Here is a 23368-nt window from a genome sequence, read left to right on the forward strand (position 1 = left end):
TAGACTAGAAGCTCAATCAAATGGGAGTGAAATAATACATACTTAAAGCTTAAGGGGGGCTTAAGTAGAAATGGAATCTAATGCTTCTTTTCAAAAAAACCTTTACATAAGCCCAAAAAACCCACACACTGCCACAAAATCAATATTTTTTTGTATTTTGATAATTCCCCCACCCCAACACATATTTTTGCTTAATCACTTTAGAAACTTATTATCTTTAAAGCCTAGCAACTTTTACCACACCCTAACAATATAATAAGAATCTTATGATAGAATCTCCGCTTACAAATTATGTGTAATGACACAGCACAACACATCTTAACATCAAAAATAAAGGCACATTATGCAATTTGAAATGCTCTATTCCAAGATTCACCGCGCACAAGTCAGTGATGCTAATCTCAATTATGTGGGTTCAATTACCATAGAAAAAAATCTTGCCAAAAGTGCAAAACTTCTAGCAGGTATGAAAGTAGAGATTCTAAACATCAATAATGGCGAACGATTTAGCACTTATGTCATTTATGGCGACAAAAAGGGCGAGATTTGTCTCAATGGTGCTGCGGCTAGAAAGGCACAAGTGGGGGATATTATCATCATCGTAGCCTATGCCACATACAGTCAAGAAGAGTTGCAAAGCTATCAGCCTACAATCGTGCAAGTTGGGGCAAATAATGAGATTCTATCCATAACAAGCGAGGTGTGAAATGTTTGATCCAAGTCAATTTGGAGCAATGCTAGGCTCTATGCAAGATTCCATAAAAGAGCTAGAAGAACGCAATCAGCAAACCACCCTCACAGCAAAAAGTGGCGGTGGGCTAGTGAGTATAAGTGCTAATGGCAATGGAGAGATTATTGATATTAGTATTGATGATAGTTTGCTTGAGGATAAAGAATCGCTTCAGATTCTGCTGATGAGTGCCTTTAATGACCTTCGCAAGAGTGTGGAAGAAAATCGTCAATCAAGTGCTATGAATCTCCTTGGCAACCTTGGAGGATTAAATATTTTTGGTGGTAAGAATAATGCTTAAGCACATAATGCTATTAGCAACGCTTATCCTTAGCCTGTGTAGCCACGCCTTTGCCTATGATTATTCCCATTGTGTTAAATACTTCAAAGCTGCTAGCACACCTGTGGATTCAAGCTACGCCATAAGTCTTAAAGTCGGCACAACACAACATCATATTTTATATGCCAAAACACCCCCTAAAAATGTAAAGATTCTAAAAGCCGACCCATTTGTGGGACTTTATCTCCTAGCTCTCCCAAAAACCAAGCAAAGCTATGAGCTTCTCCCACTTGATACACGCACCCTAAATGATAAAAAACTCGCCATCATTTCGCTCAGTCACACCCCAAGCATCGGGCATATTACAAAGCGACAAAATGGCTTTATAGACTACGCAGGATTTTCAAACAAAACCTCACAAAACGGCGTCCTAGGCAATATCTGCTATCAAATCTATGGCTTGGGTGTTGGCAACAATGGCTTCATAGAAAAAAAATATATTGATAGATTCTTAAATCAAAAATCAGCCTACTACGGCGATTTAGGCATACGATTTTATTCTCAAAAGCCTATTGTGAGTTTCATTGATCCATTTTTTCCAAACAATCCCTTTCAGCCCCAAGATGAGATCGTAAGCATTAATGGCACGAAAGTTTCAAATAGTGGGCAGATAGAGTGGATTATGAGTAATCTCAAAAAAGATTCTCAAGCCAAAGTGCTTATAAAACGCAGCGACAAAACGATGACACTGCTTGTGAAAGTCAATCAACGCTATGGCGGATTCTTATTAAGAGAGACTTTTTTAGAACGCTTTGGTATCACCCTAAATGATGAGATGATTATCCAAAGCACAAACCTCGCCATTGCTGGACGCTTTAGCCAACTAAGAGTGAATGATAAGATTCTATTTATTAATAAAAATCCCATTATCACACAAGCCACAGATACTACGCATAAACGCTTTGAACGCTTGAAAATGCTTCTTTCACAAGCATCATTTAATGAAGAGTTTGATGGTAAGATTCAGCTGCTTATCCTGCGTGATGGGCTTGAGATTTTTATCAAAATATAGGGGGAAAAATGCAGCACATCACAGAAATTTTACACGATTTTGAATCTTTTCTTTTAGCCCAAGCCCCGCAGATTCCAAGCTTTCATCAGCATTATGAAAAAGCCGTGTGGGAAATGGTGCAAAATGGCGGCAAAAGATTCCGCCCTGCTCTTGTTTTTAGCGTTCTTAATGCTCTTGCCCCACAGCTTGTAAAAAATGCCTTTCTTCCAGCTTTAAGCATTGAGTGTATTCACACTTATTCGCTTATCCACGATGATTTGCCCTGTATGGATAATGCCTCTTTGCGGCGGGGACACCCTACATTGCATACAAAGTATGGAGAAACTCTAGCCCTACTTGTAGGCGATGGACTAAATACCTATGCCTTTGCCTTGCTCGCTCAAGCTAGGCTTGATTCACAACTCAAACTCGCTCTCATAGAATCTTTAGCCATAAATGCCGGGATTGGCGGAATGGTGCTAGGGCAAATGCTTGATTGTGAGTTTGAAAATCAAGCTCTAGCCCTAGAGCAACTCCAAACTATCCATACTAATAAAACCGCTAAACTCATCGCCACTTCATTAGAGTTTGGCGCTATCATTGCAAATGCAGATTCTAAACTCCGCAAGGCTTTGTATGACTTTGGTTTGAAGCTTGGCGTATATTTTCAGCTCCGCGATGACATCATTGATATATGTCAAGATTCAAGCCAAGCGGGGAAAACAACGCAAAATGACAGCCATAAAAATAGCTATGTCAATTTGCTAGGCTTAGATGGGGCAAGAGCGGAGTTTCATAGACAAAGGCAAAACTTGCAACAAGAGCTAAAAAGCTTTGAATCTAGCATAGCTCAAAGCCTAAACACGCTTTTAGAAAACTATTTTCAAGACATTGTATAAAGGAAACAAATGAAAAAAATCTTACTCACAAATGATGATGGCTTTGATTCTAGCGGACTGCTCGCACTTAAAGAAGCCCTACAGAATCTAGCTCACATTACCATTGTAGCTCCAGCAAGTGAAAAATCCGCCTGCGGACACGGGCTAACTCTCACGCGTCCTTTAAGCTTTGTGCGGATTGATGATGATTTTTACAAGCTTGAAGATGGCACACCAAGCGATTGTGTGTATCTAGCCCTTCATTCACTCTATCAGCAAAAACCTGATTTGGTCATTTCTGGGATTAATCTAGGCTCAAATATGGGAGAGGATATTACCTATTCTGGCACGGCTGCTGGGGCTATGGAGGCGTGTATCCAAGGGGTGCCTTCCATTGCGATTTCACAGCTTATGCCTGATAAAAATCGCTCTAAACATTTTGATTTTTCACTTGCCAAGCAGTGTATTGCTGAAGTTGTAGAGATGATTTTTTCGCGTGGCTATCCATTGGGAGAGCGTAAATTTTTAAATATCAATATCCCGCATATTCCGCCAAAAGACTGCAAGGGCTATAAAATCACGCAAATGGGGCATAGAATCTATGCTGATGACGCACAGGTGCATAGAAACCCACGCGGACAGGAATACTATTGGCTAGGATTGCACCCATTGCAGTGGGAAGAACGCGCTGATACACCCTTTGCTAATGGCTCTGATTTTAACGCAACACATAACAAATACATCTCCATAACGCCCATTAAGCTTGATATGACAAGCTATGAAGATAGCAAAAATCTTGAATCTTGGATACAAAAATGAGTGAAATTATTGATAGATACACGCGTTCTAGAATCTTGTTTGGAGAAAGCTTTAAATCCATACAACAAAAAAGCGTCATTATCTTTGGCGTAGGCGGTGTGGGGAGCTTTGTGGTGGATTGTTTATACAGAAGTGGGCTAGTGAATATTACAATCGTGGATAAAGATAGCTTTGATGTTACAAATCAAAATCGCCAAATTGGCTCTGAACATATCAATGAGCCAAAGGTGCTCGTCTTAGCTAAACTCTATCCGGGCATTACGCCATTACAAAAATGCGTAGATAAAGCATTTTTAAGCGAATTTGACATTATGAGATTTGATTATATTGTTGATGCTATTGATGATATTGATGCCAAAGTTCAAATCGCTAAAATCGCTTCAAATAAGCCATTAGGTCAATATATCGTATCCACAGGCAGTGCTAAAAAGCTAAGTCCCCTGCATATATGCGTGGCGAGTGTATGGAAAAGCTATGGCGATAAATTTGCGAGAAAATTCCGCGATAATCTCAAAAAAGCAGGAATAAAAAAGAATTTTAAGGTTGTCTTTAGCCCAGAAGTGCCAAAATGCAAGGCTTTAGGGAGCTTTAGTGCGGTAACGGCGAGCTTTGGGCTAACCATCGCAAGTGAAATTATCCAAGATATACTTAAACACACACAAGGAGACCAAAATGCGTGAATATGATGACTACAATGATGAATATGATGACTTAGAGCAAGATTCAGATTTTGACGGAGACTTTTACGATGATGAGGAAGAGGACTTCCGCCATAGTGGGTATGATGATGATGACTATGCAAACCCTGATGATGAATATGATGATGAAGGCGAGTAAGAATCTATGAAAAGCACAAAACTTCAAGTGGCACTTTTGCAGCAAAACTACAAAGGCGAGAAAAAGGCGATGCTAGATTCTACCACCTCACTTATCCAACAAGCCGCAGAATCCGGTGCAAAGCTTGTGGCATTACAAGAGCTCCACACAAGAGAATACTTCTGCCAAAGTGAAGATCCTAAGTTTTTTGACTATGCCAATGATTTTAAAGCTGATATTGCTTATTTTAGCAACATTGCCAAAAAGCATAAGATAGTGCTACTCACTTCACTTTTTGAAAGACGCACCGCTGGAATCTACCACAACACCGCCGTTGTCTTTGACACAGATGGAAGCATTGCAGGAAAATACCGCAAAATGCACATTCCTGATGACCCGCAGTTTTATGAGAAGTTTTACTTCACGCCCGGCGACTTGGGCTTTGAGCCGATACAAACAAGCCTTGGCAAACTTGGTGTCTTAATCTGCTGGGATCAGTGGTATCCTGAGGCGGCTAGGATAATGGCGTTAAAAGGAGCGGGGATTCTCATCTACCCCACAGCGATTGGCTGGTTTGATGAAGATTCACTAGAAGAAAAAAAGCGTCAAAAAGAGGCGTGGATAGCCGTACAAAGGGGGCATAGTGTGGCTAATGGACTGCCAACCCTTGCGATAAACCGCGTAGGATTTGAAAAAGATAATAGTGGCAACGCACAAGGCATACGCTTTTGGGGTTCTAGCTTTGCCTTTGATGCACAAGGGGCATTACTCGCACAAGGAAGCGAAGATAAAGAAGAGATTATTAGTGTTGAGATTGATTTAAGTAGGAGCGAGGAAGTCCGTCGTATGTGGCCATTTTTACGCGATAGACGGATAGAATCTTATAAGCCAATGCTAAAAAGATTCTGCGATTAGAAGCGTTTAGGCACCATTCATCTCTTTGAAACCAATAAGGTAGGTAAATAGCTTGTTAAAATTTTTCTTGCTTTCTTGTGAGAGTTTTTCTTTTAGATTCTCTGTGTTTTTAAACACGCTTGAGACAATACTTGATCGCTTGTTTTCTTTGCAAGTATCAAAGCCAAATTTTTTTCATCTCCCTTGCTAAATAAAGATTCTATTTTTATTTTCTCAAGTTTTTCTAAGTCTTTAAAGTCGTCCTTGAAACATTCTTTGTTATCCTTAATGATTGTAAAAGCATCTTTAAGCGTGATGACTGAAATCTTGTTTTTAAATTTTTCTTCATCTTCAATGCCTTTTTTCATAGCCTTTCCTGCTCCGTCATTATCCACTAGCAAAATGGGGTGGATACGCAATCTTTTTGCAAAAGTGATGAGATTTTCTGCTTTTTGCTTTTGCTCAGGGCTAAACTGCAACGCTTTATTATCATTTTCATCTCTAGATTCTGTATCATTCCTGCCAAGTCCGCTAAGAGGCAGAAATACCAGTTTATTAGAATCTTTGTAATCATAAAATTGACTATACGCGTTTAGGATATTATAGTCCATAATGCCCTCTACAAATATAAGCTTCGTTTTATCAAACTCAATATCTGTCCCCAATGCTTCGCGTATGCTATCAAGCGTATCACTTGCCCCATAGCCTAGCATTGAGAAGTCATTGATAATAAGTGAGCCTTTTGGATTTGGATTTTCTATCTCGCTAGATTCTAAAGAGTTTAATGCCTTGACAATCCGCACTTCATCAAGGTGGGTAATATTTAGCATAGAGGGCGAGTGTGTGGCTATGATAAATAAAATCCCACTTTTCCTGCCATAGTCTTTAAGAAACTTACGCAAATCCTTTTGGGCGGGTATGCTTAGGCTATTTTCTGGCTCATCAATTAGGACAATATCGCCTCTGCCAATCTCGCCTTTGTAGAGAAAATTAAAAAAGAGATTGAAAAATTTTCTAAAGCCTGTGCTTTGTCGCTCTAGGTTGATAGTATCACCATTTTTTCTTATACTTAGCTCCACAAACGCAGAATCTAGCTTAATATGAAAGCTATATACAGGCTGCTCCAAGCAATACAAATCATTAAAGCGTTTATCGATTGTGCTTGTAAAAAGCTTGTTAATCTCATTTTGCGTGGTGGTGAGATAATCGCTATCATTTTCTTTATAATCCTCTTGTATCATCGCTATATCTTCGTCCAAAATTGTAAAAAGTGCTTGAAAAAAGCTCGATTTATTGATCTTGCTAGGCTCTACTTTTAGATCCTTTTTAGCAATCGCATTTTCTTTATATAGCACGATATTTGGCAAAAATGTAATATCAAAATGCTCTTTAATAATATCTCTATCCTTTTGTCTTTGCATATCTTTTTGAAAGCTTTCAAGTGGTGTTTGCAAGAGAGTTTGTAGGCTTGAATTTCTATTGAGATAGTAATCTTCTTCCACCATATTTTGTAAGGTATTATAGTGATTTTGCAACTCCTTAAATGTTATATCACCTTTGATAGCAGATTCTATGTTTTCCATTTCTTTGCGTGTGTTACTTGAATATGCGTGCTGTTTCATAGCTAAGACATTTTTCATATGTTCTCTTGCTCGTTCAGTATCATAATCTCTATATGTTTCCAACTCTTTTGGCAAGTTTGTTTCTAATCCATTAGGTGTTAGTATTGCCCTAAAAATGTATGATTCCACTTGTGGAGCACTAATGCTTGATTGAGATTCTGTTTGGTTGGATTCTGCTTTTTCAAACTCGCCCTTTAAAAACTCTCGCAATTCTTTTGCGTCATCGCAATTTTTGGGAGCTTTAGTATCGCCAATCACAAATTTACAGGCAAGTTTAATTGCTCTGTCTTTGTCTTTAATTTCATTGTATTTTTTCTGCACGGCACTAAAACACTTCAATGCCTTGCCGCCTCGATCTACACTGCAAAGTAACATACGATTATGCTCTGGCAAGATAAGGCGGATTTCTTTCCTATCTCCTGCTTCATCATAGCCATAGATTCCATGTACTTGAGAGCTTTCAAACATATTTTGGATAAATTCACAATACTCCTCTTGCGTATCACTTTCATTAAGCTCCACACCTTTTTCTAGGCTACCTTCAGTAAAAAATATCCCAAAAGTTTTACCCGAAAAATTAGAATCTATATCTTGCTCTTGTGTATCTTTTGTAGATTCTGCTATCTCTTCCAATATCTTTGCATCTGTGATTTTATACTCTAGGGTTAGCTTTGGCTCTTCTTTATGTCTGCGATAGTCTGGTTTGTCGCTATCTTTTAACTTGGAAACTGCAAGGCTTATCCCATCTAGCACATTGCTTTTCCCATCATTATTGCCACCAAGCAGAATTAATAATCCGCCGATATGCTCTCCATCAATAGATCCTAGTTGCAATTTATTGCTAAGGTTTTCTTGCTTAGAATCTTTTATGCCTAGATTCCTAAAATTTTCAAATATTATGCTTCGCGTATTCATTTTTGCTCCTTTATCTTAATGTCAAGTCGTAAGCCAAGCTTGTTGTAAAGCTCATTTAGTGGCGTGATTTTTGCCACCTCCTCTTCGTTTAATGCCCTTTTGCTTTTTGCTAGAATCTTTTGACACTCTAGCAAATATTCTAAAATGGGATCTAGCACCTGCGTTTGTGCTACCATATCAATAAATTCTATTTTCACACTATTTTCCTTTTTCAAAAGATTTGCAATGATTTGAGTTCTATCCTGCGTGCTTTTTGCTTTTGGCTGCACGAGATTTTCCACGATATAGCTCATTGCCTTGCTTTTAGTAAGCCCCTTTTCATTCATCACAAAATCAAAGAATTTTAGTAGCTTTCCTTCTATGTTGTCCTTATAGCCTGTCTCATACATTTGTATGAATTTGTATGCTGTGGGGCGAGAGATACCTAAGAAGTCCGCTAAATCTACAAGGCGAATCTCAATCTCTTTTAGCCTCTCTCTTAGTAGCTTTGGAGGGGCTTGACTTGTTTGGTCTGTGTTTGTTTTATTTGTTGGCTTTACCATAATAATCCTTTTAGATTCTAGTTAATATGTTAAGCAATTACAACTTGCGAAATTATAGCCTTTATAAAATATTTTGTCAATATTTATTTTACAAAAAATGTAAAATAAAAATATTTCAGCCCAATTTTAGCTACTTAGGATATAATGCCAAGTCTCCTTAGTCAAGGGATAATTTCTTTTTAAAGGATAAGCGATGAAAAAACTTCTCGTTAGCGTAGCACTTAGTGCAAGTTTGGTAAGTGGGGCGTTTGCTGCGGCAAATACAAATACAGGTTGCGGTCTTGGCTCATACCTTATTGACAAACAAGGTCTTCTTTGGAATCTTCTGCAAGTAACGACAAACGCTACTTCTTTTAACCAAACTTTTGGTATCACTTCAGGGACTTTGGGCTGTAAAAGTGGTAAAATCGCTATGGATAGCAGAACTCAAGAGTTTGTAGCGGCAAATATGGACGCACTTTCACAAGAAATCGCTCGTGGCAATGGCGAACACCTTGATACGCTTGTAGAACTTCTTAATGTAGATGATAAAGAAGCATTCAAAGTTGCTCTTCAAGAAAACTACCACAAACTTTATGCAAACGCAAACGCACAAAGTGCCGATGTGCTTGATGGTGCTGCAAGTTTATAATTTTTCTTGTATTCTCCACGCTATGGCGTGGGGATTCAAATCTACCTATCTTAGCCTTTAATCTCTTCTCAAGCCAATGATAAGTCAAAATCTGCTAGAATCCACGCTTTTTTATAAATGCTTAAACTTTTATACACTCAAATCTAAAAGGATATTTAAATATGATTAAAAACACTCATTTGCATTCCCTACAAGCTATTAGCCTAAGATTCTAAAAGCTCAAATACTATGAAAAAACTTCAATACATTCTTTCTGCCTTGTTTGTTTGTATGACTCAAAGCTATGGCTCAAACCAACCAAATGAGATAACAAACGCCACAACACCGCAGCAGATTCTAGAATCTGGGCAAAATACAAACCAAACTACCGCCACCACTGCGGAAGTATCTAAGATTCTAGAATCTGCCAAAGCTCTAAAACTTGCTGAAAGCAAAGAATGGAAAGATCTTTTACATATTGATTCTTCTACGAGTGAAATTATCTCGCCTTATTTTTTTCTTACCCCACTGCCACATAAAGACAAACACAAAAGCCTTGCTGAAAGTGAGCTTGAAGCGACTATCAAAGCATTTTATCAATCTGTAGAATCTGTGGAGATTCCAGAAGCAATTATAAAAAGACGCCAAGAGCAAATCCAATTTTTTGAAAAAAATGAGATTAAGCTCCCTGTTCGCTCCATACAAAAACAAGACTATCACGCATTATGTCGCTTCCCAGCAAGACTGTATTTTTTAAAACAGCATCTTGATTTGCAGGATTTACCACAAATGGAGTGCGAAGAATTTATCGCTATGCGTGATTATGTCGCACCTACAAAGGCGAGTATTGTTTTCCCTTCAGCTCATATTAATTCCCCTGCTTCTATGTTTGGACACACCTTTTTGCTTTTAGATTCTAAATTTCAATCTCGCCTTTTAAGCTTTGCTATAAACTACCAAGCCGATGCAGATCAAACAAAAGAAAATGGCATAGTGTTTGGATTTAAGGGGCTTTTTGGACTTTACACAGGGAGCTACTCAATCCTGCCCTATTATGATAAAATCAAAGAATATTCAAACACTGAATCCCGCGATATATGGGAATATGAGCTAAATCTCACACCGCAGGAGATTACGCAACTTTATAATCACATTTGGGAGCTAAGTGATGCTTTTAGCTCATATTATTTTTTCCACAGAAACTGCTCATATAATGTGCTTTGGCTGCTTGAAGTAGCACGCCCTACCCTCAAACTGCGACATCAATTTATCTATCAGGTTAATCCCCCAGAAACGCTTTTTGTCTTACAAAAGGCACAACTTATCACCACCCAAACTTACCGCCCAAGCAAACGCACCAAACTCAACACCTATGGCAAACTAATGAGTAATACATCTGTCAAACTTGCTAAAAAACTAGCCCTTGGAGAAAAGCAACCAAATGACATTACGCAAGATTCTAAACTTTCACTGCAAGATAAGCAATACATTTTAGAATCCGCCCTAGAACTGAGTGAATATCACTTTATCAAAGGCAAATTACCCAAAGAGCAATACACACAAATCGCCCACAATCTCGCCTCCACACGCTCTACACTTGGCTCTAACACCCCACCGCAAATACACACACCAAAGACAAATCCCCTTGAAGGCAATCAAAGCCTTAGGATAACGCCCCTACTTTTACACAACGCACAAGGATTCCACCCAGCCCTTGATTTTAGAATCACCTACCACGATATAACTGATAATGATGTGGGCTATCTCAAAGGTGCACAAATTGAGCTTATGCGAGTGCTTGGGTATTATGATACAAGTATGCAGGGGACACAAGGGACAAATGGAGCTAAGATTTATGAGATGAATATTTTATCTATTGCCTCTATCGCACCTATGGGGAAGTTTTTTAAACCCTTTTCATATCGTGCAGAGATGGGCTTTAATAGGACATTTAATGATGAGAATTTGCATTATTTTATAAACTTTGGTGGGGGAATGAGCTATAACTTTAGCAATATTGCCTATGTATATTATCTCTTTGAGCCTACATTTTTTCTTAGTTACAATAACCAGCCAGACTTTACCCTAGCTCAAGTGCTTGGGCTTAATATAAGCGATAATAACCGCCTAAAAGCCACACTTGAATATAAATTCAAAGCTTACACGCTTAAAAGTTTTAGCCACCATCTTGATAGCACACTCAGTGTCAATCTTATCCAGAATCTTGGCTTGTTTGGGCGAGTGTCTCTCGTGCAAAATGAGCTATATACAAAGCCCCAGCCCACTTCTATGCTAGGACTAAGAGTGTATTTTTAGTTTGATATAATGTCGTGTAAAATTTAACAATTCCTTATATAATTAGCACTTTTATAATGAACGCGTTTTGACACAAGGGATAAAATAAATGCTTGATTTTCAGTTTATGCAGCAATGTGTGCCAATATTTGCTAAAGCTCTCTCTTTGACACTTTATATTTCATTTTTTGGCATTTTGCTTTCACTTCTTATTGGCTTTATCTGTGCGTGGATTTTGTTTTTAAAAGTCCCTTTTGTGCGGTATCTTGTTAATGCCTATGTGGAAGTGGCGAGAAACACGCCCTTGCTTATACAGCTCTTTTTTCTCTACTATGGATTGCATGGGGTTATGGGCATTTCGCTTAGTGAATATGTTTGTGCGATTACAGGCTTGGCATTTTTAGGTGGGGGCTATATGTGTGAGAGTTTTCGCACCGGCTTAGAATCTATGAGCAAATCCCAAATTGAATCTGCTCAAAGCATAGGGTTAAGCTCATTTCAAATGATGCGATATGTAATCTTGCCTCAATCCCTTGGCGTTGCCCTGCCCTCAATTGGTGCAAATGTCATTTTTCTACTCAAAGAAACTTCAGTTGTAGGCGTCATCGCCCTTGCTGATGTGATGTTTGTAACCAAAGATATTATCACAAACTACTACAAAACAAATGAAGCCCTTTTAATGCTTATCTTAAGCTATCTTGTGGTGCTTTTGCCTTTGTCATTTGTGTTTTCACTACTTGAAAAGTCCTATAAAAAAAGGGTGCTGTAATGGAGATTTTTTTCATAGGTTCAAATTTTATGCGTTTATTACAAGGGGCAACACTTACTTTGGAAATCGCCCTTATATCCATTATCTTTTCCACACTTGGTGGGCTTGTGCTTGGCTTTATTATGACTTGTAAGAATCTTATTATTGTAAGTTTATGCAGATTCTACCTTGAGTGCATTCGCATTATTCCCATTTTGGCGTGGCTTTTTATTGTCTTTTTTGGAATCTCGCAATATTTTGATATAAGCCTAAGTGCCCTTCAAAGTGCCATTATTGTTTTTAGTTTATGGGGTATAGCAGAAGTTAGCGATTTGGTAAGGGGGGCTATCACCTCATTGCCAAAGCACCAAGTGGAAAGTGGCAAGGCATTAGGACTGCAGCAGTGGCAGATGATGCTCTATATCATATTCCCTCAAGCCCTGCAAAGATTACTCCCCTCAATTGTTTCCCTCTCAACCCGTATGATTAAGACAACTTCACTTGTAGCCCTAATTGGAGCGGCAGATTTATTACAAGTGGGACAGCAGATAATTGAACTGAATAAATCCCAAACAAATGCAAGTTTTTGGGTATATGGCGGAATCTTTGCGACATATTTTCTTTTGTGCTATCCGCTTTCTTATCTTAGTAGAATCTTGGAGAAAAAATATCAATGAGTGAAATCTTACTTGACATACGACATTTAAAAAAGACTTATGATGGCAGTCATTTTGTATTGAACGACATCTCTATGCAAGTCAAAAAGGGCGAAGTGATAGTAATTTTAGGAGCAAGTGGCTGTGGCAAAAGCACCTTTTTGCGTTGCATTAACGGACTAGAATCTATCCAAAGTGGAGAGATTCTATTAAATGGCACACTACTCAATCACAAAAAAGCAAAGTGGAGTGCTATCCGCCAACGCATAGGTATGGTGTTTCAAAGTTACGATCTTTTTCCACATATGAGCGTAATGGATAATATTTTACTAGGACCGCTCAAGGTGCAAAAGCGTGAGAAAAAGGAGGTTGTAGCCCAAGCCACAAAGCTTTTAGAACGTGTGGGATTAGCCCAAAAAATGTATGCTTCACCAAAAGAGCTAAGCGGAGGACAGAAGCAACGCGTAGCCATTGTGCGTGCATTATGTATGAATCCTGAAATTATGCTTTTTGATGAAGTTACCGCATCACTTGATCCAGAGATGGTAAAAGAAGTGCTTGAAGTGATTTTGGAACTTGCTAAAGAGGGAATGACTATGCTTATTGTAACGCACGAAATGCGATTTGCTAAAAAGGTGGCGGATAGAATCTGCTTTTTTGATGAGGGCAAACTCGCAGAAGAGAGTAGCCCAGAAGTATTTTTCACAAATCCCACAACCCAAAGGGCAAAACGATTTTTAAATGTCTTTGAACTTTAAAGGCTTTTTAACTTTTATGTAAAGAAGTGGATTTAAAAATATTAACAAATAGCAAGACTAGAATCTAGGCAATAAGATTCTATTTTGCTACACTCACAAGCCCATGCTCACAAAGTTTAGATTCTTAAAACAACTTCTTACCCACGCTCCCAAGCCTATTTGCTGCTCTTAAACAAATCTCGCATTAAATTCTATCAGTCTTTAGCTCATACACAATAGGCAACTCTATTTTTGTCGTTACACTTAACCTTGGGAAATCCCTTTGTGCTTTTTTGATAGCATTCATCGCAGCGACATTAAAAGGATCGTGCGGACAAGGCTTAATAATGCGGATATTAGCCACCTTACCATCTTTATGAATCACAAACTCCACTATCACCTCCCCTTCTAAGCCTCGCTTTCTTGCCATATTTGGATATTTATTTTTGCGATCAATGGCGCGTTTGATTTGAGAAAAAGTCTCATCTTCATCACCATTTCTATACGAAAGCGTTTGGATAATCTCGCCCTCTTCTGCCTTTTCATCAGGCTTTGCCTTTGGAGCTGGGGTTGGTGGGGGGCTTAGCTCTTCTTGCTTGGCAAGTTTGCCCTGCTTTTTGACTTGCTCTTTTTGAATTTGCTTTTTATGTTGTCGCGTAGGTGTAGGCTTTGGCTTTTCCACATTTTCTTGATTTGAAGGGGCTTGAAATGTCGCTAGGGCAATTGTTGTGATAGTATCGCCATTTTGCTGCAACTCCACATTGTGAAACACACCAAAAAGCCACACAACAAGCCCGATATGAAGCACAAAACTTATAGCAAAACCTAAAAAAGCAGGTGTAAAAAGACTTGATTTTGTAGCATTTTTATTTGGATTTTGTTGAAATGCCGAAGTTTTCATGCCCTTTCTCCTTTAAAATATCCACAATTTGTATAAAAGTCTCAAATTTAGAATCCTTATCACTTTTGAGCTGAATGAGTGTCTTATTATCAATCTTTGCAATCTGCTCTTTTAAAGATTCTATCTCTGTTTGCTTATCATCAAAATAGATCACATTCTTATCATCAATAGCGATGATGACAGGCTTTTCATCTTGTTTTTGCTCATTTTGACTAGCATAGGGTAGCTCTACTTTAATCTGCCCTTGTGCGATGAAAGTAGAGACACTTAGCACAATAGCTAAAAGCACGAGCATCACATCAATGAAAGGGACGATATTTAAGCCATCTTTTTTTGGGATTCTCATTTTCTAGCCTTGTTTTTTCAAAAACTTATAGCGATTAAGCAAAATATCCATTTTACGCACAAAGCAGTTATACACAATCAAAGTAGGAATGGCTACAACAAGCCCTAGAGCCGTCGCCTTTAACGCCGTAGATAGCCCCACCATAATGCTTTGAGCGTCCATTCCCCCACTCATTCCCATATCATAAAAAGTTATCATTATCCCAACAACCGTTCCCAAAAGCCCCACATAAGGTGCATTGGAGTAAATGATATACAATGCGGTGAGATTCTTGCTCAATGCCTCTTCTAGCACATTTTCATCAGTGTATTCACCCACATTGATTTTTGCATAAAATATCACTCGCTCACAGCTTAGCCACACCGCCACAAAGCTCATAAGACCCAAAATCACAAAAATAATATGATCTATATAATCTTTCAAAATGTCCATTATCCTGCTCCCACAATATACCTTAATCAGTCAAAAAATATGAATCTTCATCATTTTTTTAGCCTTAGCATATTATAAAAATCATTCTTAAAATAACTTTACACTTCCTTTTAAATCCACTTAAATTTCACACTTCTATGCCTTATAGTTTTTGGCAATCTATGCTACAATATAGGCATTTATGCTTTTTCACACAAGAACACACTAAGACATAAGGGAGCAAAAATGAAGCAAAACATTATCCGCTTTAGCGTATCTCTACCGCAAAATCTCTTAGACACTCTTGATGAAAAGCTCACGCACAAGGGCTATTCATCGCGTTCAGAGCTTGTTAGAGATATGATACGAGAAAAGCTCAATGAAGAAGTATGGAGTAATGGAGACGAAAGCACACAGGGCGTGGCTGTTCTAACTATTATCTACGATCATCATCAACGCGAACTTAATCAGCGTATGATTGACATTCAGCACATAAACACGCATAATGGGAATGTTGAGATTCTCTGCAATACCCACATTCATTTAGATCATCACAACTGTCTTGAGACAATCATTCTGCGTGGGGAGGGCAAAAATATTGAGAATCTTAGCATTGAAATTGGCGGACTAAAAGGTGTGAAATTCTCTAAGCTCACGCGTGCAAGTCGCTTTGAGTAAGCTAGACTATGGATACAAGCAATCTCAAACAAGATTCTACATATTTTATCGCCATTTATGGTGGGAGCTTTGACCCGCCGCATTTGGCACATTTGGAGATTCTAAAAATCCTAAATAATAATCCCTTTTGTATTCGCACTATTCTTTTGCCAAACTACCAAAATCCGCTCAAATCAAAATCCCTTTTTAGCCCAAATGAACGCCTTAAAATGTGTGAGATTCTAGCCCAAATAAGTGGAGATAAGACTACAATCAGTGATTATGAGATAAGGCAAAATCGCCCAATACACACGATCACAAGCATTCGCACTTTACAAAAGCAAATTTCTAGCTTTTTAGATTCTAATCAGCCAAATTCTAGCCCACAAGCAAAACTTTGTTTTGTTCTAGGCAGCGATAGTTTTGAAACCCTGCATTTATGGAAAAATTCACAATCTTTATGCGAACTTGTGGAGTTTATTGTTGTGAAGCGAGAAACTAGCACTATAACCCACCCGCAGAATCTTACGCCAAAGATGCGAACAAGTATCAATCTTTCGCATTTTAACGCTATTTCATCAAGCAAAGTGCGAGAGCTTCTACACAAGGGCGAGATTAACAAAGCACTAAAAATGTTACCACAAGAAATTTTTCCTTTTATCCACGCACATTTTAAGCTATAATATCGCCTTTTTAAGTCATTTTAAAGGAGCAAACTTGCAGACAGATTCCATCAAAACACAGCTAACAATCAGTGAAAGATTGCAGCATATCCAAACGCTTTTAGAGGATAAAAAGGGGGAGGATATTGAGATTTTTGATTTAAGCGGGAGGGATTATATTGTAGATAAGGTTGTGATTGTGAGTGCGATGATAGGACGGCATTCCTTTGCTTTGCTAGATCATTTGAAAACGGAGCTAAAGCCACAGGGCGAGATATTTTATGCCACAGAAGAAGAGAGTGATGATTGGCTTATTGCGGATTTGGGGGATATTATGATTCATATTTTTACGCCAAATCATCGCAAGAGATTTAACCTTGAAGAGTTTTTAAACACGATAATAAATGATAAAGCAAGGCTAGAATCTTAAGTATTTATCCACATTATTTAACAAGTTTTGATTTAACGAGTTTTGCTTGTTGAGACTAAGAGTTTATGTCGCTTTGATTACAACACAAATTTATTAGAATCTTTTTTAAGATTCTATGCTTTTTCACATCTTTTACACAGCACCGCAGCGATGGCAAATCCTCCATCGTGGCTGATACTTAGGGCTATCTCATCTATGCCAAATTCACGCATTTTACTTTGAGTAAGATTCATAAGCGGTGCATTTTTAGAATCCTTACTAATAGTCATATCTAAAAAACTAAGCTCTTTGCAGATTCCAACGCCTAGTGCCTTAGCACAAGCCTCCTTTGCCGCCCAAAACCCCGCTATGCGAGAAATATTAAAAGCCTTGCTAGAATCTTTGTAGCAAAGCTTTATCTCATCGGCAGACAAAAACCGCCTAAGCCCCTTTATACCAAAACGCTCTACTAGCCTTTGCATACGCTCTATGCTAACAATATCAATCCCTAGCAATCCCTAGCTCACCACAAATTCAACAAAAAATACATCAAACACCTTGCCGTCCATCAAAAATTCGTTAATGCGTTTGACAATCTCATCTTTTACGCGACTTTTACCCTTTGTCGTTGCCACATCTTCAATAGACTTAGATGAGAGAATCTCATTCACAACATCTTTAATCATCGGCATCTTATTATCAAGCTCGGCTTTTGTCGCCATAGCCTTTGCCTCATCTTTATCAAGCTCAAATTGCATACTTGTTTTAAGGTATCTTTTGCCTGTTTGTGTCATAAGATTCACAGTAAAAGGAATAGGACCTTCCGCTGGGTAAATAAGACCGGGCTGAAGCTTATCTACACTCCGCACAGAGATTGTATTGCCTACAATAATTTGTGCTGCTTTTTGTGAGGGTTGGGTAGCTTGAGTTTTCACCTGTGGGGTGTTCTCTTGCTTTTTTTCTCCCTCATCATCTCCACCCATAAGCATAAACACCACAATACCAACCAAAATCAGTAGCACCACAACAATGCCAATCACCACAAACAAAATTGCTTTGCTTTTTTTCTCTCCCCCGCTCTGTGGGGCTGCTTTTTCTTCTTCTGCCATTTTAATCCTTTGCAATATAATAAGTTAGAGTGCTTTTGCCAAAACTTCGCATTTTATACCGTATATACACGCCCAACATCTCCGGCATATTATACCCACTCAAATGCTCAAAAACAATAAACCGCACCCCACAAGGCTTAAGATTCCCAACCAACGCAAAAAGTCGCTCATATATGTCCTGCATTCCCTGCCGTATGCAAAAAGGCGGGTCCAAATACAAGATGACTTTTTGCGTATGAATAAAGCCTTGTGTAAAAATATCGGTGCTGAAAAAATCGGCATTAAAGGTAGAAAATTTTAATATCTTTCCTAGCTTTTGTGCTGCATTTTTAGCATTAGCAAGATTCTGGCATAAAATTTTATATGCCTCTGTGTCTATTTCATAAAATACCGCTTCACTCGCCCCAAGTGAAAGTGCCTCAATCCCCATAGACCCACAGCCCCCAAATCCCTCAATAAACACACAATCTACAATCTCACTTTTCATTGTATTAAAAAAAGATTCTTTTACAATGGATTTTGTTGGGCGTGTAGAAGATTTAGCATTCCATATCAGCTTTAAATGCTTTAAGACTCCCGATTGTATATAGAATCTTGGCTGTTTATCATTTGCCCCCTTTGTTTTTATCATTTGTGCCTTTACACTTAGTGCTTTTGCCATATCCGCCGCCTTATATGATATTCAAAGGATCAATCTCAATCTCGCAGAGATTTTCCGCTTGCAAACGCACATAATGCAAAAGCCCTAGCAATTCACGCGTAGAAGCACTTCGCACAAGTAGCACAAAGCGATATTTATCATACAATCGCTCAAGCAACGCCTTGCAATCCCCCACAATCTCTACCTGCCCCAATGGATACTCCTGCAATAAGTTCCGCACCTTTGCTAGATTCTCTAACGCCTTTTTTTCGCTTCTATCCATAAAAGTCAAAGTCGCTAACCGCACAAATGGCGGATAAATCTTAGGGCGAGAACTAAGCTCAAAATGTAAAAAATCTTCATAATCCCCCAAAAACTGCTCCAAAAATGCCCCATTTGCACTCTCAATCCACACTTCCCCATCATACTTCCGCCCAGCTCTCCCAGCGATTTGATATAGCAGACTTAATGCCCGCTCATTACAGCGATAATCCGCACTTTTTAACACATAGTCAATGCCTAGCACCACCGCCAAATTCACATTATGGTAATCGTGTCCCTTGCTTAGCATTTGTGTGCCAACAAGAATGTCAATCTCCCCGGCATTAAAGGCTTTTAGCGTATCTTTGAGCCTTTTGTGCGTTGTGATATTATCCCTATCAAAAAGAGCAACTTTAGAATCCGCAAAAACTCTTTGTAAAAAATTAGCCACTTGTGCCGTGCCTATGCGAAAAGAGTTAAGATTTTCACTCCCACATTGCGGACAAGCCCTAGGGATAGCCCTGCTCCAATGGCAGTAATGACACATCAGTGCATTTTTATCAAGGTGCAAAGACATATTGACTGAGCAAAACGCACATTCCACCCCACTGCCACAAGTTTGACACACAAGCATTTTGTAATGTGCGCGAGTGGGTAAAAATACAATCACTTGCTCTTTTTTCTCAAGCTTTTGGCGGATTTTTTCTATCATTTCTGTGGGCAACAAGGCAGATTCTGTATCATTTGCAGAGTTGGCATTTGTATCACTTAGAATCTTAATATGCTTTTTAGAGCCAAAATACTGCCCTTTCAAACGATATAAACTCTTTTGCTTTGTAGCATAAAAGTAGCTTGACACGCTTGGCGTAGCCGAGCCTAAAACAACTTTCATCTCACTTTGTTTTCCAAGATACAACGCTAAATCCCGCGTATTATAATGTGGCACACTTTGGGATTTATACGCATCATCGTGTTCTTCATCTACAATCACCAGCCCAAGATTCTTAACAGGCAGGAAAAACGCACTTCTAGCCCCAGCAATCACGCGTATATCGCCATTATGAAGCTTATCTAAAAACTTTTTCTTTTGTGCTTTTGTAATTTTGCTATGCCAAATCCCCACCATATCGCCAAATACTGCCCTAAGACGGGATTCTATCTGTGGAGTTAGGGCAATCTCTGGCATAAGAAAAAGGGCATTTTTATTCTCATTTAGCGTTTGAGCGATAAGATGAATGTAAATTTCTGTTTTCCCACTGCCCGTATCGCCAAAAAGCAAAGGATTTGTATGTGTTTGTAAAAAATGCAAAGCGTCATTTTGTGTGAGATTGAGCTTCACTTGTGGGACAATATCCACTTTAGAATCTTCATTCCCTTTATCTTTTGCAACACACAAAGATTCATCAAAAGGCGTGAAAAGCGAGTAAGAGAGACTTAAACTCACGCAATAATACTGCATAATAAATTCAGCTAACATTTTTTGATGGGGCAAAAATCTTAAATGCGTTTTTTCTAGAATCTTACATTTAAATGTGGGGGTGGGTGTAGATTCTAATACAACGCCCAAACACTCTTTATTTCGCACATTGATAGAGCATAGCTCATCTTTCACACATTGCGTTTCACTGCCATAAGTCAAAACGGGGGATTTTAAGCCAAGTGGGGCAATAAGGTAATAATACAAACTTCACCTTTAAGCTTAGGGGCATATCATTAAAGCATATTTCCCAATGCTTCAATTTGCACGCTCTGTTGCGGGAGATTATCCGCACTTTCAAGGGATTTATACAAATTTTCAAGGGATTTGCAAATAAGAGCGTATTCTTGGGCTTTTGTAATGTAGAGTTTTAAAAGGGTGAGCGGCTCAACCTCTTGCATAAAAAGCGTCTTAAGCTCTGCTCTTACCTCATCGCATAATGGATCAAGCGAAATGGTATAGCGTTTGCCATTTAGGGCTATTTCTAGGCTTTCTTGTGCCATTATAGCCCTTGGTTATTATTTGAATCTAAAGCTTCATCGCTAAAAAAGCTTGTTTGCTGATTTGCAGGGCTACTGCTTTCGCCGTGCAACCCCTCATCAATTTTTGCAAAAAGATCTTCAAAACCCCTATCTTTATTTGCAATCTCTTCATAAAGATTTGAAATTTGCGTGTCTTTTGTCTCGTTTTGTGCCTTGAGTGAGACAATCTCAAGCTGTAAAGATTCTATTTCTTGTCGTTGTGATGTAATTTTGGAGAGCATTTCTTCTATTTTTTGGGAGAGTTTTTCCATAACACTACTCATTGCCAATCCTTTAATTGTGAAAATGAAGTATAATTCTAACACAAAAATTTCAAGGAGTGCGGAAAAAATGGCAAAATTTATCCTAGAATCCCAATATGCTCCAGCAGGAGATCAGCCCCAAGCCATTACAAAAATCACAGATTCTATTCTTAATGGAGCGAAGTATTCCACACTTGTTGGCGTTACAGGCAGTGGGAAAACCTACACGATGGCAAATATCATTGCCAAGCTCAATCTCCCAACTCTCATTATGACGCATAATAAAACCCTAGCCGCCCAGCTTTACAGCGAATTTAAGGGATTTTTTCCAAAAAACAAGGTGGAGTATTTTATCAGCCACTTTGATTACTACCAGCCAGAGGCGTATATCCCACGCCGAGATTTGTTTATAGAAAAGGATTCTAGTATCAATGAAGATTTAGAACGCTTAAGACTTTCAGCCACGACTTCACTTCTAGCCTATGATGATGTGATTGTGGTAGCTTCAGTGTCGGCAAACTATGGGCTAGGCAACCCGCAAGAATACTTAACAATGATAGAAAAGCTAGAAGTGGGGCAGAGCTACACGCAAAAAGCCTTGCTTCTAAAGCTTGTCAATATGGGCTATACGAGAAATGACAGCATTTTTGAGCGGGGGAATTTCCGTGTAAATGGCGAAGTGGTGGATATATTCCCTGCGTATAATGAAAATGAGTTTATCCGTATTGAGTTTTTTGGCGATGAGATTGAACGCATTGGGGCTTTTGATGCGTTGGAAAGGCAGAATCTAGCGTGGCTAAAAAGCTTTGTGCTGTATGCGGCAAATCAATTTATCGTAAGTGAAAAGCGATTGCAACTTGCCCTGCAAAATATAGAATCTGAACTTGAAATGCGTTTGCAAGAATTTGAGCTAGAAAATAAGCAAATAGAATATCAGCGTTTAAAAGGACGCACGGAGTTTGATTTAGAAATGATTAGAGAATCTGGAATCTGCAAGGGGATTGAAAACTACGCTAGACATCTCACAGGCAAAGCCCCGGGCGAGACGCCTTATTCCTTGCTAGATTATTTTGAGCAAAAAGGAAAGCCATATCTTATTATCGTTGATGAATCTCACGTGAGTTTGCCGCAATTTGGTGGAATGTATGCGGGGGATAGAAGCCGCAAGGAAGTGCTTGTGGAATATGGCTTCCGCCTACCTAGTGCGTTAGATAATCGCCCTTTGCGTTTTGATGAGTTTATCAATAAAGCCCCGCATTTTCTTTTTGTCTCTGCCACCCCTGCAAAGCTAGAGTTAGAGCTTAGTCAAAGCCATATTGCCGAGCAGATTATCCGCCCAACAGGGCTTTTAGATCCGCTGTATGAAGTGCGAGATAGTGATAATCAAGTGCTTGATTTATACGATGAGATAAAACTAAGGGTGGAAAATAATGAACGAGTGCTTATCACCACACTGACTAAAAAAATGGCAGAAGAGTTAAGCAAATATTATGGGGAGCTTGGAATCAAGGTGCGGTATATGCATAGTGATATTGACGCCATTGAGCGAAATCATCTTATCCGTTCGCTGCGATTAGGGGAATTTAATGTGCTAATTGGCATTAACCTTTTGCGTGAGGGGCTGGATTTACCGGAAGTTAGCCTAATAGCCATAATGGACGCGGATAAAGAAGGATTCTTACGCAGTGAGACAAGCCTTATTCAAACAATGGGGAGGGCGGCTAGGAATGTCAATGGCAAGGTGATTTTATATGCTAAAAAAATTACAGGCTCTATGCAAAGGGCGTTTGATATTACAGACTATCGCCGAGCCAAACAAGAAGCATTTAATAAGGAGCATAATATCACGCCAAAGTCCGTGCAAAGGGGGCTTGAAAGTGAGCTAAAAATAGAATCTAGTGGCTTATCACGGCTCTATGAAAAAGGAAATAAAAAGATTCCAAAATCAGAGCGAGATTCAATCATTAAAGACTTAACGCTTAAAATGCAGCAAGCCGCTAAGGCATTGGAGTTTGAAGAAGCAGCTAGAATCCGCGATGAGATAGCTAAAATCCGCAAGATGTAAAAGCTTAAATGAAAAAGGCTTTTTTTTGAATCTTTATCCTGCAAAACATCATA

The 23368-nt window shown here is 38.8% G+C and carries 28 protein-coding genes; 17 read left to right on the plus strand and 11 right to left on the minus strand.

The window, feature by feature from the left end:
- Nucleotides 1–343: 343 nt before the first annotated feature.
- Genes panD through HCCG_RS07930 form a run of 8 tightly spaced genes read left to right on the plus strand, consistent with a single transcriptional unit; the run spans nt 344 to nt 5489 of the window.
- The gene (gene panD / locus HCCG_RS07895) at nt 344–706 is read left to right on the plus strand and encodes an aspartate 1-decarboxylase (protein ID WP_002956965.1); all 363 of its coding nucleotides are present in this window, start codon (nt 344–346) and stop codon (nt 704–706) included.
- A 1-nt stretch (nt 707) separates the two neighbouring features.
- Nucleotides 708–1031: a YbaB/EbfC family nucleoid-associated protein gene (locus HCCG_RS07900; RefSeq protein ID WP_002956966.1), complete on the plus strand. Its 324-nt coding sequence runs from the start codon at nt 708–710 to the stop codon at nt 1029–1031.
- A gap of 7 nt (nt 1032–1038) precedes the next feature.
- Complete coding sequence (locus HCCG_RS07905) at nt 1039–2082, plus strand: DUF7488 domain-containing protein (RefSeq protein ID WP_014666469.1); 1044 nt, start codon at nt 1039–1041, stop codon at nt 2080–2082.
- Nucleotides 2083–2090: 8 nt separating this feature from the next.
- Nucleotides 2091–2960: a polyprenyl synthetase family protein gene (locus HCCG_RS07910; RefSeq protein WP_002956969.1), complete on the plus strand. Its 870-nt coding sequence runs from the start codon at nt 2091–2093 to the stop codon at nt 2958–2960.
- A 9-nt stretch (nt 2961–2969) separates the two neighbouring features.
- On the plus strand, nt 2970–3758 hold the full coding sequence (gene surE / locus HCCG_RS07915) for a 5'/3'-nucleotidase SurE (RefSeq protein WP_002956970.1): 789 nt from the start codon (nt 2970–2972) through the stop codon (nt 3756–3758).
- A complete protein-coding gene (locus HCCG_RS07920; protein ID WP_002956971.1) occupies nt 3755–4438 on the plus strand; it encodes a tRNA cyclic N6-threonylcarbamoyladenosine(37) synthase TcdA in 684 nt (227 codons plus the stop codon). The genes surE and HCCG_RS07920 overlap by 4 nt, the downstream gene beginning before the upstream one ends.
- Nucleotides 4431–4595: a hypothetical protein gene (locus HCCG_RS11990; RefSeq protein ID WP_015453311.1), complete on the plus strand. Its 165-nt coding sequence runs from the start codon at nt 4431–4433 to the stop codon at nt 4593–4595. The genes HCCG_RS07920 and HCCG_RS11990 overlap by 8 nt, the downstream gene beginning before the upstream one ends.
- A 6-nt stretch (nt 4596–4601) precedes the next feature.
- A complete protein-coding gene (locus tag HCCG_RS07930) occupies nt 4602–5489 on the plus strand; it encodes a carbon-nitrogen hydrolase (RefSeq protein ID WP_002956973.1) in 888 nt (295 codons plus the stop codon).
- Between the two features lie 92 nt (nt 5490–5581).
- Here HCCG_RS07930 and HCCG_RS07935 read toward each other — a convergent pair whose 3' ends face one another.
- Together HCCG_RS07935 and HCCG_RS07940 are read right to left on the minus strand one after the other, a co-directional pair.
- Nucleotides 5582–8005 (minus strand): AAA family ATPase, encoded by a 2424-nt coding sequence (locus HCCG_RS07935; protein ID WP_015453309.1) that lies wholly within the window; start codon nt 8003–8005, stop codon nt 5582–5584.
- Complete coding sequence (locus HCCG_RS07940; protein ID WP_002956976.1) at nt 8002–8547, minus strand: hypothetical protein; 546 nt, start codon at nt 8545–8547, stop codon at nt 8002–8004. Before HCCG_RS07940 ends, HCCG_RS07935 begins: the two co-directional genes overlap by 4 nt.
- A 193-nt stretch (nt 8548–8740) precedes the next feature.
- Here HCCG_RS07940 and HCCG_RS07945 point away from each other — a divergent pair, with 193 nt between their 5' ends.
- The 5 genes from HCCG_RS07945 (at nt 8741) to HCCG_RS07965 (ending at nt 13614) form a co-directional block, all read left to right on the plus strand.
- Nucleotides 8741–9178 (plus strand): DUF3015 family protein, encoded by a 438-nt coding sequence (locus tag HCCG_RS07945; RefSeq protein ID WP_002956977.1) that lies wholly within the window; start codon nt 8741–8743, stop codon nt 9176–9178.
- A gap of 228 nt (nt 9179–9406) precedes the next feature.
- On the plus strand, nt 9407–11473 hold the full coding sequence (locus tag HCCG_RS07950; protein WP_230197933.1) for an Lnb N-terminal periplasmic domain-containing protein: 2067 nt from the start codon (nt 9407–9409) through the stop codon (nt 11471–11473).
- A gap of 88 nt (nt 11474–11561) precedes the next feature.
- The gene (locus HCCG_RS07955; RefSeq protein ID WP_002956979.1) at nt 11562–12221 is read left to right on the plus strand and encodes an amino acid ABC transporter permease; all 660 of its coding nucleotides are present in this window, start codon (nt 11562–11564) and stop codon (nt 12219–12221) included.
- A complete protein-coding gene (locus tag HCCG_RS07960) occupies nt 12221–12877 on the plus strand; it encodes an amino acid ABC transporter permease (RefSeq protein ID WP_002956980.1) in 657 nt (218 codons plus the stop codon). Before HCCG_RS07955 ends, HCCG_RS07960 begins: the two co-directional genes overlap by 1 nt.
- Nucleotides 12874–13614: an amino acid ABC transporter ATP-binding protein gene (locus tag HCCG_RS07965; protein WP_002956981.1), complete on the plus strand. Its 741-nt coding sequence runs from the start codon at nt 12874–12876 to the stop codon at nt 13612–13614. Before HCCG_RS07960 ends, HCCG_RS07965 begins: the two co-directional genes overlap by 4 nt.
- A gap of 184 nt (nt 13615–13798) precedes the next feature.
- Here the strand turns inward: HCCG_RS07965 and HCCG_RS07970 are convergent, their stop codons facing one another.
- Genes HCCG_RS07970 through exbB form a run of 3 tightly spaced genes read right to left on the minus strand, consistent with a single transcriptional unit; the run spans nt 13799 to nt 15272 of the window.
- On the minus strand, nt 13799–14494 hold the full coding sequence (locus HCCG_RS07970; RefSeq protein ID WP_002956982.1) for an energy transducer TonB: 696 nt from the start codon (nt 14492–14494) through the stop codon (nt 13799–13801).
- A complete protein-coding gene (gene exbD, locus HCCG_RS07975; protein ID WP_002956983.1) occupies nt 14460–14840 on the minus strand; it encodes a TonB system transport protein ExbD in 381 nt (126 codons plus the stop codon). Before exbD ends, HCCG_RS07970 begins: the two co-directional genes overlap by 35 nt.
- A gap of 3 nt (nt 14841–14843) precedes the next feature.
- Nucleotides 14844–15272, minus strand: coding sequence for a TonB-system energizer ExbB (exbB, locus tag HCCG_RS07980; protein ID WP_002956984.1), 429 nt, complete (start codon nt 15270–15272; stop codon nt 14844–14846).
- Between the two features lie 225 nt (nt 15273–15497).
- Between exbB and nikR the strand changes: the two genes are divergently transcribed.
- Genes nikR through rsfS form a run of 3 tightly spaced genes read left to right on the plus strand, consistent with a single transcriptional unit; the run spans nt 15498 to nt 17000 of the window.
- Nucleotides 15498–15929, plus strand: coding sequence for a nickel-responsive transcriptional regulator NikR (nikR, locus tag HCCG_RS07985; RefSeq protein ID WP_002956985.1), 432 nt, complete (start codon nt 15498–15500; stop codon nt 15927–15929).
- 8 nt (nt 15930–15937) lie between these two features.
- Complete coding sequence (gene nadD, locus HCCG_RS07990) at nt 15938–16591, plus strand: nicotinate (nicotinamide) nucleotide adenylyltransferase (protein WP_002956986.1); 654 nt, start codon at nt 15938–15940, stop codon at nt 16589–16591.
- A gap of 34 nt (nt 16592–16625) precedes the next feature.
- Entirely contained in the window at nt 16626–17000 is a 375-nt protein-coding gene (rsfS, locus tag HCCG_RS07995) for a ribosome silencing factor (protein ID WP_002956987.1), read from the plus strand.
- A gap of 113 nt (nt 17001–17113) precedes the next feature.
- Here the strand turns inward: rsfS and acpS are convergent, their stop codons facing one another.
- Genes acpS through HCCG_RS08025 form a run of 6 tightly spaced genes read right to left on the minus strand, consistent with a single transcriptional unit; the run spans nt 17114 to nt 21271 of the window.
- Nucleotides 17114–17494, minus strand: coding sequence for a holo-ACP synthase (acpS, locus tag HCCG_RS08000; protein ID WP_014666456.1), 381 nt, complete (start codon nt 17492–17494; stop codon nt 17114–17116).
- 3 nt (nt 17495–17497) lie between these two features.
- Nucleotides 17498–18088, minus strand: coding sequence for a flagellar basal body-associated protein FliL (gene fliL, locus HCCG_RS08005; protein ID WP_002956989.1), 591 nt, complete (start codon nt 18086–18088; stop codon nt 17498–17500).
- Between the two features lies 1 nt (nt 18089).
- Nucleotides 18090–18749, minus strand: coding sequence for a 16S rRNA (guanine(966)-N(2))-methyltransferase RsmD (gene rsmD / locus HCCG_RS08010; protein WP_014666455.1), 660 nt, complete (start codon nt 18747–18749; stop codon nt 18090–18092).
- 10 nt (nt 18750–18759) lie between these two features.
- On the minus strand, nt 18760–20673 hold the full coding sequence (locus HCCG_RS08015) for a primosomal protein N' (protein WP_015453307.1): 1914 nt from the start codon (nt 20671–20673) through the stop codon (nt 18760–18762).
- A gap of 29 nt (nt 20674–20702) precedes the next feature.
- Nucleotides 20703–20969 carry a hypothetical protein gene (locus tag HCCG_RS08020; protein ID WP_002956992.1) on the minus strand — a complete coding sequence of 89 codons (267 nt, stop codon included), beginning with the start codon at nt 20967–20969 and terminating at the stop codon, nt 20703–20705.
- Nucleotides 20969–21271, minus strand: a complete 303-nt coding sequence (locus HCCG_RS08025) for a hypothetical protein (RefSeq protein ID WP_002956993.1) — start codon at nt 21269–21271, stop codon at nt 20969–20971. The genes HCCG_RS08020 and HCCG_RS08025 overlap by 1 nt, the downstream gene beginning before the upstream one ends.
- 67 nt (nt 21272–21338) lie before the next feature.
- On the opposite strand from HCCG_RS08025, the gene uvrB reads away from it, so the two are divergent.
- Nucleotides 21339–23315 carry an excinuclease ABC subunit UvrB gene (uvrB, locus tag HCCG_RS08030; protein WP_002956994.1) on the plus strand — a complete coding sequence of 659 codons (1977 nt, stop codon included), beginning with the start codon at nt 21339–21341 and terminating at the stop codon, nt 23313–23315.
- Nucleotides 23316–23368: the final 53 nt, after the last annotated feature.

It is taken from the genome of Helicobacter cinaedi CCUG 18818 = ATCC BAA-847 (assembly GCF_000155475.1).
Classification (GTDB): Bacteria; Campylobacterota; Campylobacteria; order Campylobacterales; family Helicobacteraceae; genus Helicobacter_C; species Helicobacter_C cinaedi.

Coding starts and splice junctions, on each gene's coding strand:
- panD (WP_002956965.1), top strand. CDS start 344: ATGCAATTTGAAATGCTCTATTCCAAGATTCACCGCGCACAAGTCAGT.
- HCCG_RS07900 (WP_002956966.1), top strand. CDS start 708: ATGTTTGATCCAAGTCAATTTGGAGCAATGCTAGGCTCTATGCAAGAT.
- HCCG_RS07905 (WP_014666469.1), top strand. CDS start 1,039: ATGCTATTAGCAACGCTTATCCTTAGCCTGTGTAGCCACGCCTTTGCC.
- HCCG_RS07910 (WP_002956969.1), top strand. CDS start 2,091: ATGCAGCACATCACAGAAATTTTACACGATTTTGAATCTTTTCTTTTA.
- surE (WP_002956970.1), top strand. CDS start 2,970: ATGAAAAAAATCTTACTCACAAATGATGATGGCTTTGATTCTAGCGGA.
- HCCG_RS07920 (WP_002956971.1), top strand. CDS start 3,755: ATGAGTGAAATTATTGATAGATACACGCGTTCTAGAATCTTGTTTGGA.
- HCCG_RS11990 (WP_015453311.1), top strand. CDS start 4,431: ATGCGTGAATATGATGACTACAATGATGAATATGATGACTTAGAGCAA.
- HCCG_RS07930 (WP_002956973.1), top strand. CDS start 4,602: ATGAAAAGCACAAAACTTCAAGTGGCACTTTTGCAGCAAAACTACAAA.
- HCCG_RS07935 (WP_015453309.1), bottom strand. CDS start 8,005: ATGAATACGCGAAGCATAATATTTGAAAATTTTAGGAATCTAGGCATA.
- HCCG_RS07940 (WP_002956976.1), bottom strand. CDS start 8,547: ATGGTAAAGCCAACAAATAAAACAAACACAGACCAAACAAGTCAAGCC.
- HCCG_RS07945 (WP_002956977.1), top strand. CDS start 8,741: ATGAAAAAACTTCTCGTTAGCGTAGCACTTAGTGCAAGTTTGGTAAGT.
- HCCG_RS07950 (WP_230197933.1), top strand. CDS start 9,407: ATGAAAAAACTTCAATACATTCTTTCTGCCTTGTTTGTTTGTATGACT.
- HCCG_RS07955 (WP_002956979.1), top strand. CDS start 11,562: ATGCTTGATTTTCAGTTTATGCAGCAATGTGTGCCAATATTTGCTAAA.
- HCCG_RS07960 (WP_002956980.1), top strand. CDS start 12,221: ATGGAGATTTTTTTCATAGGTTCAAATTTTATGCGTTTATTACAAGGG.
- HCCG_RS07965 (WP_002956981.1), top strand. CDS start 12,874: ATGAGTGAAATCTTACTTGACATACGACATTTAAAAAAGACTTATGAT.
- HCCG_RS07970 (WP_002956982.1), bottom strand. CDS start 14,494: ATGAAAACTTCGGCATTTCAACAAAATCCAAATAAAAATGCTACAAAA.
- exbD (WP_002956983.1), bottom strand. CDS start 14,840: ATGAGAATCCCAAAAAAAGATGGCTTAAATATCGTCCCTTTCATTGAT.
- exbB (WP_002956984.1), bottom strand. CDS start 15,272: ATGGACATTTTGAAAGATTATATAGATCATATTATTTTTGTGATTTTG.
- nikR (WP_002956985.1), top strand. CDS start 15,498: ATGAAGCAAAACATTATCCGCTTTAGCGTATCTCTACCGCAAAATCTC.
- nadD (WP_002956986.1), top strand. CDS start 15,938: ATGGATACAAGCAATCTCAAACAAGATTCTACATATTTTATCGCCATT.
- fliL (WP_002956989.1), bottom strand. CDS start 18,088: ATGGCAGAAGAAGAAAAAGCAGCCCCACAGAGCGGGGGAGAGAAAAAA.
- rsmD (WP_014666455.1), bottom strand. CDS start 18,749: ATGGCAAAAGCACTAAGTGTAAAGGCACAAATGATAAAAACAAAGGGG.
- HCCG_RS08020 (WP_002956992.1), bottom strand. CDS start 20,969: ATGGCACAAGAAAGCCTAGAAATAGCCCTAAATGGCAAACGCTATACC.
- HCCG_RS08025 (WP_002956993.1), bottom strand. CDS start 21,271: ATGAGTAGTGTTATGGAAAAACTCTCCCAAAAAATAGAAGAAATGCTC.
- uvrB (WP_002956994.1), top strand. CDS start 21,339: ATGGCAAAATTTATCCTAGAATCCCAATATGCTCCAGCAGGAGATCAG.